Here is a 20,075-nt window from a genome sequence, read left to right as displayed (position 1 = left end):
AACGCTCAAATTAACAAAGATAAGAAGAAAAAGGTATTTATATAGTTAATGGGAGGGTTTATATGAAAGTTCGTATATTGGCATACATATGTATATTCTTTTTATATGTCAGTGTGGGCTCTTATTCCGTTTTTGCACAGGATAACTTGTATGAAGAAATTCAAAAACATGCAAAACAATATGAGATTGCACCTCAAAATGCGATGATTGATAAAATATGGAAAGCAACACCGGGATATAATGGAAGACAAGTTGATATCGAAGCATCTTATAATAATATGAAGAAGCTAAGGAAATTTGATCAAAAAAATCTTGAATTCAAGGAAGTATCCCCAAGTGTTCACTTAAAAGATTTATCACCAGCTCCAATTTATAGGGGACATCCAAATAAAAAGATGGTGGGATTAACAATAAATGTGGCATGGGGAAACGAGTATTTGCCGCGTATATTAGAGATATTGAAAAAACATGATGTGAAGGCGACTTTCTTTTTAGAAGGACGCTGGGTGAAAGAAAATTTGCGATTTGCAAAAATGATTGTCGATGCAAATCAAGAAGTTGGAAATCATTCTTACACACACCCTAATATGAAAACGCTATCGTCTGATGAAATACGAGATCAGTTACAAAAAACAAATCGAATGATTGAAGTTGCTACGAATCAAAAGGTGAGATGGTTTGCTCCGCCGAGTGGAAGTTTTCGGGATGAAGTCGTGAAAATTGCTGATGATTTCCAAATGGGAACGATCATGTGGACTGTCGATACAATTGATTGGAAACGACCTGATCCAGATGTACTATTGCAGAGAGTAATGAGAAAAATACATCCAGGTGCTATCGTATTAATGCATCCAACTTCATCTACAGCAGAAGCATTAGATACAATGATTACAAAATTGAAGGAACAAGGATATCGAGTAGGGAATATAACAGAATTACTGGATGAAAAACGTGTGGATTAAATACATTTGCATGACATTCATCCTTAAACTTGTTATCATTAAATAATAGCAATTATTTAGAGAAACTGGCAGTAGGAGGAAAGTTTTTGATTAAAAAATATACTTGTAAAAATGGTGTAAGAATCGTTATGGAGAATATACCAACCGTAAGATCGGTTGCGATTGGTATTTGGATCCATGCGGGATCAAGAAATGAAAATGAAAAAAATAATGGGGTTTCCCACTTCTTAGAGCATATGTTCTTTAAAGGGACGGAAACACGAAGTGCACGCGAAATTGCAGAATCATTTGATAGCATTGGTGGGCAAGTGAATGCTTTTACTTCAAAAGAATACACTTGTTACTATGCAAAAGTGCTAGATGAGCATGCTAAATATGCTTTAGATGTATTAGCAGATATGTTCTTTAATTCAACATTTGATGAGGAAGAACTGAAAAAAGAGAAGAATGTCGTATGTGAAGAAATTAAAATGTACGAAGATGCTCCAGATGATATTGTACATGATATGTTAACGAAAGCAACATATGAAACGCATCCGCTTGGATATCCTATTTTAGGAACTGAAGAAACGCTTGATACGTTTACAGGTGATACGCTACGCCAATATATAAAAGATCATTACACACCTGAAAATGTCGTTGTTTCAGTTGCAGGAAATATTGATGAAGCCTTTTTACAAACGGTAGAGCAATATTTCGGTAGTTATGAAGGAACAACAAACCGTGAACAAGTACATAGCCCAATTTTCCATTTTAATAAGGTAGCACGTAAAAAGGAAACAGAACAAGCTCATTTATGTTTAGGATATAAAGGCTTACAAATGGGACACGAAGATATTTATAACTTAATTGTATTAAATAACGTTTTAGGCGGTAGTATGAGTAGCCGTTTATTCCAAGAAGTACGTGAGCAACGCGGGTTAGCCTACTCAGTATTTTCTTACCATTCTTCTTATGAAGATACAGGTATGTTAACGCTGTATGGTGGAACAGGTAGCCAACAATTAGATACACTGTATGACACAATGCAGGAAACATTAGAAACATTGAAAAATACAGGTATTACAGAAAAAGAGCTTATTAATAGTAAAGAGCAATTAAAAGGAAACTTAATGTTAAGCTTAGAAAGTACGAATAGCCGTATGAGCCGCAATGGTAAGAATGAATTGCTACTTCGTAAGCATCGTTCACTTGATGAGATTATTGAAAGTGTAAACACTGTAACGAAAGCAAATGTTGATGAGTTAATTCGTAACATGTTTACAGATGAATTCTCTGCAGCATTAATTAGTCCAGATGGAAAACTTCCAAAAGGAATAAAACTATAATTGCTTTATATAAAGTATGTAAAAATAACCGTATCTCTTTTAAATGAGATACGGTTATTTTTTTGGGATATACAGAATAGGTACTAATTATAGATAACTTACATTCATAACTTCTGTAGGGGGAGAGCGTATGCGATTAAGTGAATTAAGCGGTAAAGAGATCGTAAATTTAGAAAGAGCCGAAAAAATGGGGGTTCTAGGTTATGTGGATTTAGAAATTGATGAGAAGGATGGTCAAATACAGGCTCTTATCATACCTGCTGGGAAATGGGGAGGCTTTAAAAAGGAACCACAAGAAGTAAGAGTCACGTGGAGCCAAATTAAGAAAGTAGGGCATGATATGATCCTTTGTGATATTACAGATCGTCCAAATTCGAAGTGAAAGATGGCCATTTTGGTCATCTTTTTTTGCGCATTCCCCGCAGAGTATTAGCTCACATGAATCGAGCTTTTACGGGCAATCAATTTCCTACATAATGTCCTCTCATATGCGGAATTTTGAGGGGAGGTCTTTCTGCATACAAAGAGCGGGATCAATCATGTGTGCTTTTTGTTTTTCAATCACCTAAAACTCGTACATTACATATGATGTGGAGGAAAAAGAAAAAGTAGGCACTTTTCTTATAAATGACAGAAAAAGAAGGTGAATTAGGGAATGTTGACTGAGATGCATATTGCTGTCATAGGAGGAGATGCAAGACAGCTAGAAGTAATTCGCAAGCTAGTTGAATTGGATGCGAAACTTTCATTGATAGGGTTTGACCAGTTAGATCATGGCTTCACAGGGGCAGCAAAAGAAAGTATACAAAATTTAGATTTCACTTCTGTAGATGCAATTATTTTGCCAGTTGCAGGTACAAATGCCAAGGGAGAAGTAGATACTATTTTTTCAAACGAGAAAGTTTCTATAACGAAAGAACAAATTGAAAATACACCAGAACACTTTACTATATATTCAGGTATTGGCACGCCTTACTTGGAAAATCTCGTATCTACTACAAACCGAAAACTTGTTAAATTATTTGATCGTGATGATGTCGCAATCTACAATTCTATTCCGACTGTAGAAGGTACATTAATGATGGTAATTCAACATACCGACTATACAATTCATGGTTCCAATGTAATGGTTTTAGGATTTGGTAGAACAGGGATGAGTGTTGCCAGAGCGTTTCAATCATTAGGAGCCCATGTCAAAGTTGGAGCAAGACGATCGGAACATATTGCACGTATTACAGAAATGATGTTTTCTCCTTTTCATATGCAAGATATTGAGAAAGAAGTAGGGAATATCGATATTGTCATTAATACAATTCCGCATCTCGTTGTGACAGCGAATGTCATTTCAAAAATGCCGGCTCATACGTTAGTAATTGATTTAGCTTCTAAACCAGGCGGTACCGACTTTAGATATGCGGAAAAAAGAGGAGTTAAAGCGCTGTTAGCACCTGGATTACCAGGTATTGTTGCTCCGAAAACAGCAGGACAAATTTTAGCGAACGTTCTTTCTCAGTTATTAGCAGAAGATGTAATCGCAAGAAAGGAGAATGGGGAATGAATTTAAAAGGGAAAAGAATAGGATTTGGTTTTACTGGTTCACATTGTACGTATGAAGAAGTAATGCCTCACTTAGAAAAATTAATCGCTGAGGGAGCAGAAGTACGTCCTGTTGTTTCTTACACTGTTCAATCAACAAATACGAGATTTGGAGAAGGAGCAGAGTGGATTAAAAAGATTGAAGAAGTAACAGGCTTTAAAGCAATTAATTCCATCGTTGGTGCAGAACCACTAGGACCTAAAATTCCACTAGATTGCATGGTAATTGCACCACTAACAGGGAATTCTATGAGTAAATTTGCAAATGCAATGACAGACTCTCCAGTATTAATGGCAGCGAAAGCGACGTTAAGAAATGGTAAGCCTGTCGTATTGGCTGTTTCGACGAATGATGCTTTAGGACTTAATGGCGTAAACTTAATGCGCCTAATGGCAACAAAAAACATCTACTTCGTCCCATTCGGCCAAGATGCACCAGAGAAAAAACCGAACTCAATGGTAGCTCGCATGGAGCTACTGGAAGATACAGTATTAGAAGCATTGCAAGGGAAGCAATTGCAACCGGTTGTCGTAGAAAAATTCAGATATATGAATTAAAAAACGAAAAAAAACGGACAATTTTTGATGAAACCATCATTCTTACTGTAGAATATGATAAAATTAACGTTATTAAGATTAGAAGGGGTATTGTATACTCCTTCTGATTCTAAGTTATAGAAGGATTGGTATCTAGAAAGGGGCATAGTGATGGAAAAGCAAAAAACTTTTCATGTCGCTGTAGTTGGAGCAACCGGCGCAGTTGGTGAACAAATGTTAAATACTTTAGAGAAACGAGAATTTCCAATCGGGAAGTTAACGTTACTTTCATCTAAACGATCTGCAGGTAAGAAACTTGTATTTAAAGGCGAAGAATTTACAGTTCAAGAGGCAACTCCTGAAAGTTTTGAAGGAGTAGATATTGCACTATTTAGTGCTGGTGGATCTGTATCAAAACAATTAGCGCCAGAAGCAGCAAAGCGCGGTGCGATTGTTGTTGATAATACAAGTGCATTCCGTATGACAGAAAACGTGCCACTTGTTGTACCTGAAGTAAATGAAAACGACTTAAAAGAACATAATGGTATTATTGCAAATCCAAACTGTTCTACAATTCAAATGGTAGTAGCTCTTGAGCCAGTTCGTCAGCAATATGGTTTAAAACGAGTAATCGTTTCCACATATCAAGCTGTATCAGGTGCTGGTGCGGCAGCGATTGAAGAACTTCATGAACAATCACAAGCAATCTTAAATGGCGAAGAAGTGAAGGCAAATGTTTTACCTGTATCAGGTGATAAGAAACATTTCCAAATTGCTTTCAACGCGATTCCACAGATTGATAAATTCCAAGATAATGGATTTACGTTTGAAGAAATGAAAATGATTAATGAAACGAAAAAAATTATGCATATGCCAGAGCTAGAAGTAGCGGCAACATGTGTACGTTTACCAGTTGTATCAGGTCACTCTGAGTCTGTTTACATCGAAGTAGAAAAAGAAGGTGTAACAGTAGAGGAATTCAAAAACTTACTTGCGAATGCAGAAGGTATTGTTCTGCAAGATAACCCAGAAGAGCAGTTATATCCAATGCCAGCTACTGCAGTAGGTAAAAACGAAGTATTCGTTGGAAGAATCCGTAAAGATTTAAATAACGATAAAGGATTCCATCTTTGGGTCGTATCTGATAACTTATTAAAAGGCGCTGCATGGAATTCTGTTCAAATTGCAGAGCGCTTAGTAAAATTACAATTAGTGTAAACGGCTAAGAGAAGGTGCAAAATATGAAAATTATTGTTCAAAAATTTGGTGGCACATCTGTACGTGATGAAAATGGACGTAAGCATGCGCTTCATCATATAAAAAAATCGCTAGATGCGGGTTATAAAGTAGTTACTGTTGTATCTGCTATGGGCCGTAAAGGTGAACCATATGCAACTGATACTTTGTTAAGTCTTGTAAATCAAGAGGAATCTCGCATTTCTAATCGTGAGCAAGATTTATTATTATCATGCGGAGAATTAATCTCAGCAATCGTCTTCTCTAATATGTTAAATGAGAATGGTATAAAAGCAGCAGCGTTAAATGGTGCACAAGCTGGTTTTGTAACAAATGATGATTTTACGAATGCTAAGATTATTGAAATGAATTGCGATCGTATACATGAAGAGCTAGAAAATGTAGATGTAATCGTCGTTACAGGATTCCAAGGACAAACGAAAAAAGGTGATACGACAACACTTGGACGCGGAGGTAGCGATACTTCAGCTTCTGCATTAGGTGTTGCGCTTCATGCTGAATTTATTGATATCTTTACAGATGTAGAAGGTGTTATGACTGCGGATCCTCGCATTGTAAAAGATGCACGTCATCTTCAAACGGTAACGTACAATGAAATTTGTAATATGGCATATCAAGGTGCAAAAGTCGTTCATCCACGTGCAGTTGAAATTGCGATGCATGCGAAAGTACCACTTCGTGTACGTTCTACGTATTCTGATAGTGAAGGTACGCTTATTTCAGCATCGGATGGTGCGACAAAAGGCCGTGATGTAGAAGAACGGCCTGTTACAGGTATCGCTCATGTATCAAATGTGACGCAAATTAAAGTGCTTGCAAAAGAAACAGCATATGATTTACAACAGCATGTGTTTAAAGAAATGGCGAATGAAGGAATCAGTGTCGATTTAATTAACATTTCACCTACTGGGGTAGCTTATACGGTGAGTGATAGTGTATCAAGTCGTGCAGTTGAATTATTAAAAAACCTTGGATATGAGCCAATTGTGACAGAGCATTGTGCAAAAGTATCTATTGTAGGAGCTGGAATGGCAGGCTACCCAGGGGTTACTGCGAAAATCGTTACAGCTTTAGCGGAAAAAGGTATTCAAATTCTGCAATCGGCAGATAGCCATACGACAATTTGGGTTCTTGTAAAAGAAACTGATTTAGTGGAGGCTGTAAATGCATTACATAGTGCGTTTGAGCTTTCAAAAGAAAAGCAACTGGAACAATAAGGAGTGAGACCATGATAGATTTTGGGACAATTGCAACCGCGATGGTAACTCCGTTTGATAAAAACGGAAATATCGATTTTGCAAAGACAACGAAATTGGTAAATTATTTAATAGATAACGGTACAACAGCAATCGTGGTAGGAGGAACGACAGGCGAATCTCCTACATTAACTTCAGAAGAAAAAGTAGCGTTATATCGCCATGTCGTATCTGTTGTCGATAAAAGGGTGCCCGTAATCGCTGGAACAGGTAGTAATAATACGCATGCTTCTATTGACTTAACTAAAAAGGCAACAGAAGTTGGTGTTGATGCAGTAATGCTAGTAGCACCGTATTATAACAAACCGAGTCAAGAAGGAATGTATCAGCACTTTAAAGTAATTGCTGAAAGTACGCCGCTTCCGGTTATGCTATATAACGTTCCAGGACGATCTATTGTACAAATCTCCGTTGATACAGTTGTTCGTTTATCAGAAATAGAAAACATTGTTGCGATTAAAGATGCAGGCGGCGATGTGTTAACAATGACAGAAATCATTGAAAAAACAGCGGACGACTTTGCAGTATACAGCGGTGATGATGGTTTAACGTTACCAGCTATGGCAGTTGGAGCGAAAGGTATCGTTTCTGTAGCATCTCATGTGATTGGAAATGAAATGCAAGAAATGATTGCAGCATTCCAAGCAGGAGAATTCAAGAAGGCGCAAAAATTACATCAATTACTTGTAAGAGTAACGGATTCATTATTTATGGCGCCAAGCCCAACGCCAGTAAAAACAGCGTTACAAATGGTTGGATTAGATGTAGGTTCTGTACGTTTACCACTTCTTCCGTTAACAGAAGAAGAAAGAGTAACGTTACAATCTGTTATGCAATCTATCCCTCGTTAATAAAAAATGACCTAGTGTAGAACTAGGTCATTTTTTATTGGTAAGAAAATCTTTGCCGTTCTTTTCTTACCTACATGAATACTTATAAGATTATTAACCGCTTTTTTATTATGTATTGCAATGTGTATAAGAAAATAATCGTCCCCCTTTAAAAGGATCAAAAAATCATAGTTATTTTAGAATAAACATAATAAACCACCGCTTCTGTTTTTTAGAGAAATCCCCTCAGATGTGACGTAATTCATAAAAAAACTCCATTTTGTAAGTGTTTTTGTTCAATTCTAGAAAAATAAGTCTTGAAAATCCATATTATGAAATGAATTTAGCGTATGTATGGCTATTTCTTCAAAATAATATGGAGTATAAAATCGAAGTAAATATAAAGGAAATACGTTCGATACTTTTGTTATAATTCCGTTCTTTTACCTATTCTTTCGCACGATTTAACTTGTGTTCTATTTCTTGTATCAGGTATAATATGGCTAAGTAGCTTAGTACGGGTATGCTTAGCAAAATTGGTAAAAAATTATAATTTGATTACATTTTCATATCATATCGAATAAGATATTTGATTTATATAATGAAAGAGAGGTGAAACCTGGTTTAAAAAATAAACAAGGACATGATATCGCATAACGGTAAGGACATTCGTCTTGGACGGTGAATATATGGTGGTTGTAGAGTTTCCCCTGGTGTCTCTGCAATTTTAGTGAAATCAGTGTTTGAAAGATTTTTAAACCAGGCAACAACATGAAGAGAAAAGAGAATGAGTCTGTTAAAGTATTTGCTCTTGGTGGAGTAGGTGAAATCGGGAAAAACATGTACTGTGTTGAAATTGATTCTGAAATCTTTATTGTAGATGCAGGGTTAATGTTCCCGGGAGATGAAATGTTTGGAATTGATATCGTTATTCCTGATATTACATATTTAGTGGAAAACCAAGAGCGAGTAAAAGGTTTATTTATTACTCACGGTCATGAAGATCATATCGGTGGTATTGTTTACGTACTTCGTAAATTATCTATTCCAGTGTATGCAACGAAATTAACAGTAGGACTTATACAAGAAAAACTTGGCGAAGCGGGTATGTTAGGCCGTGTAGACTTAAAAACAATCGATTCAAATTCAACAGTAGAGTTTAATACTACAACGGTGTCATTCTTTGGAACGACACATAGTATTCCAGATTCTGTTGGTGTTTGTTTCCATACATCAAAAGGTGCGATTGTATATACAGGAGACTTTAAATTCGATCAAACTCCAATTGGAAATAGTGGAGCAGATCTTGGGAAAATGGCGCAAATTGGAAACGAAGGCGTACTGTGCTTATTATCTGATAGTACAAATGCTGAGCGTCCAGGCTATACAGGTTCTGAAAAAGAAGTTGGTGTAGAAATTTCTAAAGTGTTCTACGGCGCAGAAGGACGTATTATCGTTGCTTCATTTGCATCGAATGTACATCGTATTCAACAAGTATTTGATGCAGCTGCTGAAACAGGACGAAAAGTAGCGGTTGTAGGACGTAGTATGGTGAAAGTAGTAGATATCGCAAGACGTCTTGGTTATTTAGATGTTCCAGAAGGTATGGTTATTTCACTACAAGAAGTAGACAATTTCCCAGAGAAAAAGGTAGCTATTTTAACGACAGGTAGCCAAGGTGAACCGATGGCGGCCCTTTCTAGAATGGCGAAGCAAGCTCATAAACAAATTTCAATTCGTAAAGGTGATACGGTTATTATTGCGGCTTCTCCAATTCCGGGTAATGAAATATCTGTATCAAAAATTATCGACTTGTTATTTAGAGCGGGAGCTGAAGTTGTTTATTACGGTGAAAGAAAAGTTCACGTTTCAGGTCATGGTAGCCAAGAAGAATTAAAATTAATGTTAAATTTAATGAAACCGAAATATTTTGTACCCGTACATGGTGAGTTCCGTATGCAAAAAGCACATGCATATTTAGCTGAAGATGTAGGTATTGCAAGAGAAAATATCTTTATCGTAGAAAAAGGCGATGTAATCGGTTTTGGTGACGATGAAGCGAACTTAGTTGGTAAAGTGCAAGTGGGCAATGTATTAATTGATGGATTAGGTGTAGGTGACGTTGGTAATATCGTTCTTCGAGATAGAAAAATGTTATCTCAAGATGGAATATTAGTAGTTGTTGTAACACTTGGTAAGGATGAAAAGAAAATTGTTTCTGGTCCAGAAATCATTTCACGTGGTTTTGTATATGTACGTGAATCAGAAGCGTTAATTGACCGCTCTACAGAGATTGTACGTATGATTGTTGAGCAATCAATTAAAGAATATTCAATTGAATGGTCTATGTTAAAACAAAATATTCGTGAATTATTAGGACAATTCTTGTACGAAGAGACAAAGAGAAAACCTATGATTTTACCGATTATTATGGAAGTGTAAAAAAGGTCACCTTTACGGGTGATCTTTTTTTCTTTTTAAACTCTATCGAATGAAATTTATAACTTAAGAAATAATAGTGATATACGAGTGAAAGGGGATGCGATATGACAGAACGTGATCGTTATGCAAATGAAGAGAAAGAGGCTGAGCCGAAAGAAACTGGAAAAGAAGCTTCAATAGTGGAAAAAATACAACAGCTTGGACAAACGAATGTACCACAAATGAATGAATCGCGTATTCATTGTTTAACAATCATTGGACAGGTGGAAGGTCATGTTCAGTTGCCACCGCAAAATAAAACAACGAAATATGAGCATATCATTCCGCAAATTGTTGCGATAGAACAAAATCCGAAAATTGAAGGTTTACTTTTAATATTAAACACGGTTGGTGGTGATGTTGAAGCAGGGCTAGCAATTTCTGAGATGGTAGCTTCGCTTTCAAAGCCAACAGTCTCTCTTGTTCTAGGCGGAGGACATTCTATCGGTGTACCGATTGCTGTCTCCACGGATTATTCATTTATTGCGGAAACTGCGACGATGACAATTCATCCTATTCGTCTAACAGGTCTTGTTATAGGTGTGCCGCAAACATTTGAGTATTTAGATAAAATGCAAGAAAGAGTCATACGATTTGTGACGAAGCATTCGAAAGTAACGGAAGATCGTTTTAAAGAGCTTATGTTTGCGAAAGGGAATTTGACGCGAGATATTGGAACGAATGTAATTGGCGGAGATGCAGTGAAATATGGTCTTATAGATGATGTCGGTGGTATCGGAAATGCGATTCGAAAATTGAACGAATTAATAGATGCACGCGGGGATGATCGTGCAGAAGGGACAATGTTACAATGATTTTATATACAATTATGCCAGAGCAACTTGTCTATCCAGCCGATTATTCGCAATGTGAAAGTCAAAAAGTTGTAAATATAAACGGTGTTGAGTTAATGGTTTCTGAAGAAGAACATGGATATTATTCTATTGTACGTGTGTTAAGTACGGATCCACTTCACTACTTAGAGTTTGAGCCTGGTCAGAAAATAACCTTTTAGCAAAAAGAAGGATTTTGTTTAGAAGCTATGGTATAATATAAAAAACAAGACGGTTGAGCAGCCATGAGAGGGCTGCTTTCTTCTGTTTATTTAACAATTTACAAGAAGTGTAAAAATAGAAGATATAAGACCTGAAAAAATAGAGAAAACAGACATATAAGTAGAGCTTTTTTTCAGGAAGCTCTATTTACATGTAGAACACGAGGTGAAGAAATGGCAAAACAAAAGCAAAGAGGGACGAAGGCAAAAGCAAGACGCACGATAAAGCCAACTTTGTATTATGAAATCGTCGGTTTAACTCTTTTTGCACTTTCAATCATTACGATTTTACAGCTAGGCGTTGTAGGAAAATCGTTTGTGTTATTTTTTCGCTTCTTCTTTGGTGAGTGGTACATAATTGGTGTGTTAGGTGTAATAGCTTTATCGGTTTCGTTTGTTATCAAACGTGGATGGCCGAACCTTTTAAATAAACGGTTAATCGGTTTTTATTTAATAGTATTGGCGATATTAATGTTTAGTCATATTACATTATTTAACCTACTTACGAAAGATGGAGCAGTGCAAAATACTTCTGTTATTGTGAGTACGAAAGATAACTTCTTTCTTGAAATGAAAAAGGGTCCAGATAGCGTTCATTTAGGCGGTGGTATGTTTGGCGCGCTTATGTTCGCGACATGTTACTTCTTATTTGATGAAGTAGGAGCCTATATTATTGGAATTATTTTAGTGATTCTAGGCATACTTTGTATAACAAATAAGCATATTGGGGAAGTACTTGCCCCTGTAGGAAGAATCCTTAGAAGTCAATTTGAAGTAATGCAAGGGGATTATAAAGATTGGAGATCCAAAAGAACGGCTGAACAAACAGAAAAGAAAAAAACAACGAGAAGCACAAGGAGCAAACGTGCTGCAGAACAAGAAGAAATTATTGAGCCGATGGAAGAAATCTCAATTGATCCTCCCATTATTTCGAATTTCACTGAGAATTATCCAGTAAATGAAGAAGAGGATAAACGAATTGGCGAAATACAGGAAGCAGAGTTGATCACTTCACCGTCTATTGAAGAGGCTCCGCCTGTTGAAGAATCTAAGAAAAAGCGTGGAGAAAAAATCGTTGAATCGCTAGAGAGTGAAACACAAGCGCCTCCTATGCAATTTTCAAATGTAGAAAATAAAGATTACAAGCTTCCTGCACTTGATATATTGAAATTTCCTAAGAACAAGCAAGTTACAAATGAAAATGCAGAAATTTATGAGAATGCTCGTAAATTAGAACGTACATTCCAAAGCTTTGGAGTGAAAGCGAAAGTAACAAAAGTACATAGAGGTCCTGCAGTTACAAAATATGAAGTATATCCTGATATGGGAGTAAAGGTAAGCAAAATCGTTAGTTTAAGTGATGATTTAGCACTTGCTTTAGCTGCGAAAGACATTCGTATTGAGGCACCAATTCCCGGGAAATCAGCTGTAGGGATTGAAGTTCCGAACTCAGAAGTTTCTATGGTAACACTTAGAGAAGTCCTTGATTCTAAGGCTAATAATCATCCAGAAGAGAAGTTGTTAATTGGTCTTGGACGAGATATTACAGGTGAAGCTGTATTAGCCCGCTTAAATAAAATGCCCCATTTACTAGTAGCCGGTGCGACGGGTAGCGGGAAAAGTGTATGTATTAACGGTATTATTGTTAGTATTTTAATGCGTGCAAAACCACATGAAGTAAAGTTAATGATGATTGACCCGAAAATGGTAGAGTTAAATGTATATAACGGTGTTCCACACTTATTAACACCAGTTGTAACTGATCCGAAAAAAGCATCGCAAGCTTTGAAAAAAGTTGTGAGCGAGATGGAGCGTCGTTATGAGTTGTTTGCTCATAGTGGCACGCGTAACATTGAAGGATATAATGATCATATTAAAGAACATAATAGTCAATCGGAAGCGAAACAACCGGAATTACCTTATATTGTAGTCATTGTGGACGAGTTAGCAGATTTAATGATGGTTGCTTCATCGGATGTAGAGGATGCAATTATGCGTCTAGCGCAAATGGCCCGTGCGGCTGGTATTCATTTAATTATTGCAACGCAACGTCCTTCAGTTGATGTTATTACGGGAGTTATTAAAGCGAATATTCCATCACGTATTGCATTCGCTGTATCTTCTCAAACAGATTCTCGTACAATTCTTGACGGTGGTGGTGCAGAAAAACTACTAGGTCGTGGAGATATGCTGTTTATACCAATCGGTGCATCGAAGCCTGTACGTGTACAAGGTGCGTTTTTATCAGATGATGAAGTTGAGAGAGTTGTAGAATATGTTATTGGTCAGCAAAAAGCGCAATATCAAGAAGATATGATTCCGCAAGATGTTCCTGATACGAAGCAGGAAGTAGAAGATGAATTATATGATGAAGCAGTTCAACTCGTAGTGGAAATGCAAACAGCATCTGTTTCTATGTTGCAACGTAGGTTTAGGGTAGGTTATACGCGAGCTGCCCGTTTAATTGATGCAATGGAAATGAATGGTGTAGTAGGTCCGTATGAAGGTAGTAAACCACGAGAAGTGCTCATTAATGATGTACAAGAAAAAAGTTCATAAAAAAAGCCTAATTGTTTTTACAATTAGGCTTTTTTATATACTGGTTTTGTTATATACTATATTCAGTGATTAAGAAAGGGCTTACATTGGAAGGGGTTCTTTAGAATACGAATGCTTTGAATATGTTTTTGGTGAATGTTCGATATTTAATGTAGAAAAATGTTAAATTTTGTTGACACGTATGAGAGCAAGTGGTAAGATTACTTCGAAAAGAATCACTGCCTCATATAATCTTGGAGATAAGGTCCATAAGTTTCTACCTGGCAACCATGAATTGCTGGACTATGAGGGGAAAAGTGTGTAACAAAGGATGTAAGAGATCTTTGTGCCGAACTTTTTCTCGAAATGAGGAATGTTTATGGTGCAAAGTTTTTTTTATGCAGTAAAGAGTGAAAATTTTATCTTAAAAAATTATTAATATTTATTCGACAATTAAGTTTATTTTTAGTATTTAGCAATTTTTATTATGTTGTAAGTTGAAAAAAGAGAAAAGAAGTCTTACATCAGAGGTCGAATAATTGAAATGCGGGGGAGTCTTATGTCAGTAAAATCCGATAGTCGTCACCTATATTTACGGGTGATTGATCACATCAAAGAAAAAATTAAAGATGGAGCTTACAAAGAAAGACAGAAGTTACCATCAGAGTTTGATTTAGCGAAAGAACTTGGTGTAAGTAGGGCGACTTTAAGGGAAGCGCTGCGTATTTTAGAAGAAGAAAATGTTGTCATTCGTAGACATGGTGTAGGGACATTTGTAAATGCAAAGCCGTTATTTTCTTCTGGGATTGAACAACTTTCCAGCATTACAGATATGATTTCTAGTGTGGGGAAAACACCAGGAACTATCTTTTTATCATCATCTACAACAAGTTTAACAGAAGAAGAAAAAGAGAAGTTTAATAGTGACGATGGTTTTAATGCAGTAATGATTGAGCGTGTGCGTACAGCAGATGGGGAACCTGTTGTATATTGTATCGATAAACTTGCAAAAGAAATCTTGCCGGATTTATCGGGATACAACGAAGAATCATTGCTTACAGTGATACATAACAATACGCATAAACGTATCACATACGCGGTTGCACACATTGAGCCAATTGGCTATCATCCGAAAATCTCACCGATTTTAGAATGTGAACCAGAAACAGCACTGCTAGTTTTAAAACAAATGCACTATGATCAAAATGATGAGCCAATCTTATATTCTATCAATTACTTTAGAGCTGACAAGTTTAGTTTCCACGTATTAAGAAAACGTATGTAGGTAAGTTCCATTTTAGGGAGGTGACAGCAAGAAGTTAGGGACAGCAGCGTAAGAATAAAGAGATATATATAATTTCAGGAGGGGTTTCTAGTATGAAGAAAAAAACAGGTCTTTTATTATCATTAACATTAGCAGCAAGCACGGTTTTAGGTGCATGTGGTAACTCGGATAAGGCGAGTAGTGACAAGAAAGAAGATAAAGAATTCAAAGTTGGTATGGTCACAGATGTTGGGGGCGTTGATGATAAATCATTCAACCAATCTTCTTGGGAAGGTTTGAAAAAGTTTGGTAAAGATAATGGATTAAAGGAAAAAACAAATTATCGTTACCTACAGTCTGAAAAAGAAGCAGATTATATTCCGAACTTAAAGAAATTTTCAAAAGATAAGTATGATTTATCTTTCGGAATCGGTTATAAATTAGAAGGTGCAATGAAAGAAGTTGCAAAAGAATCTCCAAAACAACAATTCGCAATCGTTGATACTGTTGTAGATGCACCAAACGTAACAAGTATTACATTTAAAGATCATGAAGGATCATTCCTTGTGGGTGCGGTAGCAGCTATGTCAACAAAATCGAATAAAGTAGGATTTGTTGGTGGAATGAAGAGTGATTTAATTAGTAAATTCGAAAATGGATTTAAAGCCGGTGCAAAGGCAGTAAATCCAAACATTGAAATCGTATCTGAATATGCGGAAGCATTTGATAAACCTGAAAAAGGTACAGTTCTTGCGTCAGCAATGTATGGTCAAGGTGTAGATGTAATTTATCATGCTGCTGGTGGTACAGGTAACGGCGTGTTCACTGAAGCGAAAAACCGTAAGAAAAAAGGTGAAAATGTTTGGGTAATTGGTGTTGACCGTGACCAAAACCAAGAAGGTATGCCTGAAAACGTAACATTAACTTCAATGGTAAAACGTGTAGATATCGCTGTTGAAAAAGTAGCACAAGAAGCGAAAGATGGTAAATTAAAAGGCGGTAAAGTAGAAGCGTTTGGCTTAAAAGATGACGGTGTTGGTATTGCAAAAACAACAGACAACGTGAAAAAAGTTAACCCTGAAATTTTAACAAAAGTAGAAGAGTTTGAAAAGAAAATTACAGATGGTGAAATTAAAGTACCAGCTACAGATAAAGAGTATAAAGAATATGAAGCTTCTCTAAAAAAATAAATAGAGAAATAGCAAAGGTTAGTTCATAGAACTAACCTTTGTATGTATAAAACTTCCAAATTGCTTAATAAGTTAATAGTGTAATAGGGGAATGTTCCCTGTTAAAAGGAGGAACACAATGGAATACGTAATTGAGATGAATAACATTACGAAAGTATTCCCAGGCATTGTAGCGAATGATGATATTACGCTGCAAGTAAAGCAGGGAGAAATACATGCTTTACTTGGAGAAAATGGTGCAGGGAAATCCACATTGATGAATGTACTATTTGGTTTGTATCAACCGGAACAAGGTGAAATTAAAATTAAAGGAAAGTCTGTAAACATTACCAATCCAAATGTGGCAAATGACCTTGGTATTGGAATGGTTCATCAGCACTTTATGCTTGTTCATAATTTTACAGTTACAGAGAATATTATTCTCGGAAATGAACCGAAGAAAAAAGGGAAAATTGCTGTTGAGGAAGCTGCTAAAGAAATTCAAAAACTGTCTGAACAATACGGATTAGCTGTAGATCCATATGCGAAAATACAGGATATTTCAGTTGGTATGCAGCAGCGTGTTGAGATTTTAAAAACACTTTACCGTGGTGCAGAAATTTTAATATTTGATGAACCGACAGCTGTGTTAACACCGCAAGAAATTCATGAGCTAATTCAAATTATGAAAAAGCTTGTACAAGAAGGAAAATCTATTGTTCTTATTACACATAAGTTGAAAGAAATTATGGAAGTTTGCGATCGTTGTACGATTATTCGTAAAGGAAAAGGGATTGGAACGGTTGACGTTGCAAATACGGATGAAAATAAACTTGCAGAATTAATGGTCGGACGTCAAGTGAATTTTAAAACAGAAAAAATAGACGCGAAGCCAAAAGAAGAGGTACTTTCAATTGCAAATCTTGTTGTTCACGATGCACGTCAACTACCTGCTGTAAAAGGCCTTGACTTAACTGTTCGTGCGGGGGAAATTGTTGGAATTGCAGGGATTGATGGAAACGGACAAAGTGAATTGATAGAAGCAATTACTGGTTTACGAAAAGTTGAGTCAGGTTCTATTGCAATTAAAGGAAAAGAAATAACAAATTGGCCTGTTAGAAGGATAACGGAAGAAGGAATTGGTCATATTCCAGAAGATCGTCATAAACACGGCCTTGTTCTTGATTTTTCTGTTAGAGATAATATAGTGCTGCAAACGTACTATAAAAATCCGTTTTCAAAGAAAGGGATTTTAAATTTTAGTAAAATTACAGAAAAAGCAAAGGCACTTATTGAACAGTTTGATGTGCGTACACCTAGTGAGCAAACGTTAGCGCGCGCTTTATCTGGGGGGAATCAACAAAAAGCAATTATTGCACGTGAAGTAGACCGTGATCCAGATTTATTAATCGCGGCACAGCCAACACGTGGTTTAGATGTAGGAGCAATTGAATTTATTCATAAGAGATTAATAGAGCAGAGGGATAAAGGAAAAGGTGTATTACTTTTATCTTTAGAGTTAGATGAAATCTTAAATGTTAGTGACCGAATTGCTGTTATTTATGAAGGGAAAATTGTAGCAATTGTTGATGCGAAAGAAACGAATGAACAACAGCTTGGATTGTTAATGGCTGGAGGAACAAAGAAGGAGCAGGTGGGTACAAATGGCTAAAAAACTTTTAACAGAACGAACGATAAATATTTTAGTCCCAGTACTATCCGTTATTTTCGGCTTACTTGTCGGAGCAATTGTAATGCTAGTTAGTGGCTATGATCCGATTGTTGGTTATAGTGCACTTTGGACAGGAATGTTCGGTAGCCCAAGTGCAATAGGTGAAACGCTTCGTACAATGATCCCGCTTATTCTTGCCGGCTTATCAGTGGCGTTTGCATTTCGTACAGGTTTATTTAATATCGGGGTAGAGGGTCAATTACTAGTTGGTTGGCTTGCAGCAGTTTGGTTCGGTTATGCAGTTTCGCTACCAGCTGTTCTTCACATTCCGTTATCTATTTTATTTGCAGCATTGGTAGGTGGAATTTGGGGTTTCATCCCTGGGTATTTAAAGGGGAAATTTCAAGTTAATGAAGTTATTGTAACAATTATGATGAACTATATTGCGTTATACGTAACATATGACATTATTAAGCGTTTCTTGCATGAGGGTAATGATAAAACGTACGACATCAAAGCGAGTGCGTCATTATCTTCAGACTGGCTTGCTGCCATCACTGATGGTTCGCGCCTTCACTGGGGAATTGTTGTAGCAATTTTAATCGCTATTTTAATGTGGTTCTTATTAGATCGAACAACTTTAGGGTATGAATTAAAGTCGGTAGGATTTAATCAACATGCTTCCCAATATGCTGGTATGAAGGTTTCTCGCAATGTAGTATTCTCTATGACAATTGCTGGTGCATTTGCGGGGATTGGTGGAGCGATGGAAGGGTTAGGAACATTCCAAAGTATGACAGCAATGTCTTCGTTTACAGGAGTAGGATTTGACGGGATTGCCGTAGCCTTACTTGGGGGGAATAATCCGTTTGGTATTATCCTTTCAGCTTTATTATTTGGTGGTTTGAAAAGTGCTTCCCCTCAAATGAACTTTGAGGCAGATGTACCATCAGAGCTAATTAATGTGATTATTGCATGTATCATCTTCTTTGTTGCATGTAGTTATGTGTTAAGATGGGCGCTTACACGCATGAGCAAGGAGGGGAAATAAATGAGCTTTTTAGATATATTAGCCATTCTTGTGACGGGTACGTTATATACATCAGCACCTATAATTTTTACAGCACTAGGTGGTGTATTTAGTGAACGGTCAGGTGTTGTAAATATAGGGTTAGAAGGACTAATGCTATTTGGTGCATTTATTGGAGTTGTTACAAACTTATTAATGGGTGATACTTGGGGAACGATGACTCCGTGGATTGCGTTATTATTTGCGGCAATTGGTAGTGGATTATTTGCATTACTTCATGCGGTAGCATCTATTACATTCCGAGCGGATCAAGTTGTAAGTGGTGTAGCGATTAACTTCTTATCTCTTGGATTAACGGTATTTGCAATTAAGAAGATTTTTGATAAAGGACAGACTGACTTTATTCAGTACCGTATTGAAAAGATTGATATTCCAGGCCTTTCGGATATTCCGGTTTTAGGGAAGATATTCTTCTCGAACGTACCGATAACGTCGTATATTGCTATTATTTTAGCATTCGTTGTTTGGTATGTTATTTATAAAACACCGTTCGGTCTGCGTCTTCGTGCGGTTGGTGAGCATCCAATGGCAGCTGATACGATGGGGATTAACGTATATAAAATGCGCTATATTGGTGTTTGTATATCAGGTGTGTTTGCTGGAATTGGTGGAGCAATTTTTGCAATGTCAATTTCTAATAACTTCTCAGGGGCAACTATTACTGGACAAGGTTTCTTAGCGTTAGCTGCTATGATCTTTGGGAAGTGGAATCCACTAGGTGCATTAGGTGCAGCGCTATTCTTTGGTTTTGCACAATCGTTAAGTGTAACAGGTGGAACAATTCCTGTATTAGATCAAATTCCGAGTGTTTTATTAACGATATTACCGTATGTATTTACAATATTAGCACTTGTTGGTTTTGTAGGTCGTTCTGAAGCTCCGAAAGCATTAGGAACACCTTATGAAAAAGGAAAACGATAAGTATAAAAAAAGCTCGCACATTAGTGCGGGCTTTTTTACATAGACTATATTTAATACGGAATTTTACGATGTTCCTTACAAATGAAAGTTTTTAGAAAGAGCCTAATGTAAGTAAAGTGA

17 protein-coding genes and 1 riboswitch are annotated in these 20,075 nt (G+C 36.6%); all 17 genes read left to right on the top strand.

Translation table 11 applies throughout. The annotated features are described in order from the left end of the window. The first annotated feature begins 62 nt into the window (after positions 1-62). The 17 genes from MHB74_RS18600 (at position 63) to MHB74_RS18520 (ending at position 19,955) form a co-directional block, all read left to right on the top strand. Positions 63-962 (top strand): polysaccharide deacetylase family protein, encoded by a 900-nt coding sequence (locus MHB74_RS18600; RefSeq protein ID WP_061678192.1) that lies wholly within the window; start codon positions 63-65, stop codon positions 960-962. Between the two features lie 86 nt (positions 963-1,048). Next, positions 1,049-2,290 carry a M16 family metallopeptidase gene (locus MHB74_RS18595; RefSeq protein WP_000593004.1) on the top strand — a complete coding sequence of 414 codons (1,242 nt, stop codon included), beginning with the start codon at positions 1,049-1,051 and terminating at the stop codon, positions 2,288-2,290. 130 nt (positions 2,291-2,420) lie between these two features. Then, positions 2,421-2,672: a YlmC/YmxH family sporulation protein gene (locus tag MHB74_RS18590; RefSeq protein WP_060631972.1), complete on the top strand. Its 252-nt coding sequence runs from the start codon at positions 2,421-2,423 to the stop codon at positions 2,670-2,672. 273 nt (positions 2,673-2,945) lie between these two features. Beyond that, positions 2,946-3,848 carry a dipicolinic acid synthetase subunit A gene (dpaA, locus tag MHB74_RS18585; RefSeq protein ID WP_000954736.1) on the top strand — a complete coding sequence of 301 codons (903 nt, stop codon included), beginning with the start codon at positions 2,946-2,948 and terminating at the stop codon, positions 3,846-3,848. Continuing rightward, positions 3,845-4,444, top strand: a complete 600-nt coding sequence (gene dpaB / locus MHB74_RS18580) for a dipicolinate synthase subunit B (RefSeq protein ID WP_001049480.1) — start codon at positions 3,845-3,847, stop codon at positions 4,442-4,444. The genes dpaA and dpaB overlap by 4 nt, the downstream gene beginning before the upstream one ends. A 150-nt stretch (positions 4,445-4,594) precedes the next feature. Further along, the gene (gene asd, locus MHB74_RS18575; RefSeq protein ID WP_061678191.1) at positions 4,595-5,641 is read left to right on the top strand and encodes an aspartate-semialdehyde dehydrogenase; all 1,047 of its coding nucleotides are present in this window, start codon (positions 4,595-4,597) and stop codon (positions 5,639-5,641) included. A 23-nt stretch (positions 5,642-5,664) separates the two neighbouring features. Then, complete coding sequence (gene dapG / locus MHB74_RS18570; RefSeq protein WP_000692479.1) at positions 5,665-6,897, top strand: aspartate kinase; 1,233 nt, start codon at positions 5,665-5,667, stop codon at positions 6,895-6,897. 11 nt (positions 6,898-6,908) lie between these two features. Continuing rightward, positions 6,909-7,787, top strand: coding sequence for a 4-hydroxy-tetrahydrodipicolinate synthase (dapA, locus tag MHB74_RS18565; protein ID WP_061678190.1), 879 nt, complete (start codon positions 6,909-6,911; stop codon positions 7,785-7,787). A 750-nt stretch (positions 7,788-8,537) separates the two neighbouring features. Beyond that, complete coding sequence (locus MHB74_RS18560; RefSeq protein ID WP_061678189.1) at positions 8,538-10,208, top strand: ribonuclease J; 1,671 nt, start codon at positions 8,538-8,540, stop codon at positions 10,206-10,208. Positions 10,209-10,312: 104 nt separating this feature from the next. Next, positions 10,313-11,062: a translocation-enhancing protein TepA gene (tepA, locus tag MHB74_RS18555; RefSeq protein WP_061678188.1), complete on the top strand. Its 750-nt coding sequence runs from the start codon at positions 10,313-10,315 to the stop codon at positions 11,060-11,062. After that, positions 11,059-11,262 (top strand): YlzJ-like family protein, encoded by a 204-nt coding sequence (locus tag MHB74_RS18550; RefSeq protein WP_000605027.1) that lies wholly within the window; start codon positions 11,059-11,061, stop codon positions 11,260-11,262. The genes tepA and MHB74_RS18550 overlap by 4 nt, the downstream gene beginning before the upstream one ends. A 213-nt stretch (positions 11,263-11,475) precedes the next feature. Next, complete coding sequence (locus MHB74_RS18545) at positions 11,476-13,860, top strand: DNA translocase FtsK (RefSeq protein WP_061678187.1); 2,385 nt, start codon at positions 11,476-11,478, stop codon at positions 13,858-13,860. Positions 13,861-14,063: 203 nt separating this feature from the next. Beyond that, a riboswitch (purine riboswitch) is annotated at positions 14,064-14,165 on the top strand. Between the two features lie 233 nt (positions 14,166-14,398). Further along, positions 14,399-15,124 (top strand): GntR family transcriptional regulator, encoded by a 726-nt coding sequence (locus MHB74_RS18540; RefSeq protein WP_061678186.1) that lies wholly within the window; start codon positions 14,399-14,401, stop codon positions 15,122-15,124. A 92-nt stretch (positions 15,125-15,216) separates the two neighbouring features. Beyond that, entirely contained in the window at positions 15,217-16,293 is a 1,077-nt protein-coding gene (locus tag MHB74_RS18535) for a BMP family lipoprotein (RefSeq protein ID WP_061678185.1), read from the top strand. 118 nt (positions 16,294-16,411) lie between these two features. Next, positions 16,412-17,944, top strand: a complete 1,533-nt coding sequence (locus MHB74_RS18530; protein ID WP_000456925.1) for an ABC transporter ATP-binding protein — start codon at positions 16,412-16,414, stop codon at positions 17,942-17,944. Next, positions 17,937-18,995 (top strand): ABC transporter permease, encoded by a 1,059-nt coding sequence (locus MHB74_RS18525; RefSeq protein ID WP_001085261.1) that lies wholly within the window; start codon positions 17,937-17,939, stop codon positions 18,993-18,995. The genes MHB74_RS18530 and MHB74_RS18525 overlap by 8 nt, the downstream gene beginning before the upstream one ends. Then, on the top strand, positions 18,996-19,955 hold the full coding sequence (locus tag MHB74_RS18520; RefSeq protein ID WP_000008857.1) for an ABC transporter permease: 960 nt from the start codon (positions 18,996-18,998) through the stop codon (positions 19,953-19,955). It abuts the gene before it with no gap. The last annotated feature ends 120 nt before the right edge of the window (positions 19,956-20,075 follow it).

Source organism: Bacillus sp. FSL K6-0069 (genome assembly GCF_038007785.1).
GTDB lineage: Bacteria > Bacillota > Bacilli > Bacillales > Bacillaceae_G > Bacillus_A > Bacillus_A mobilis.
Note: the sequence above shows the minus strand (reverse complement) of the source record. Positions and strands in the feature narration are given on the sequence as shown.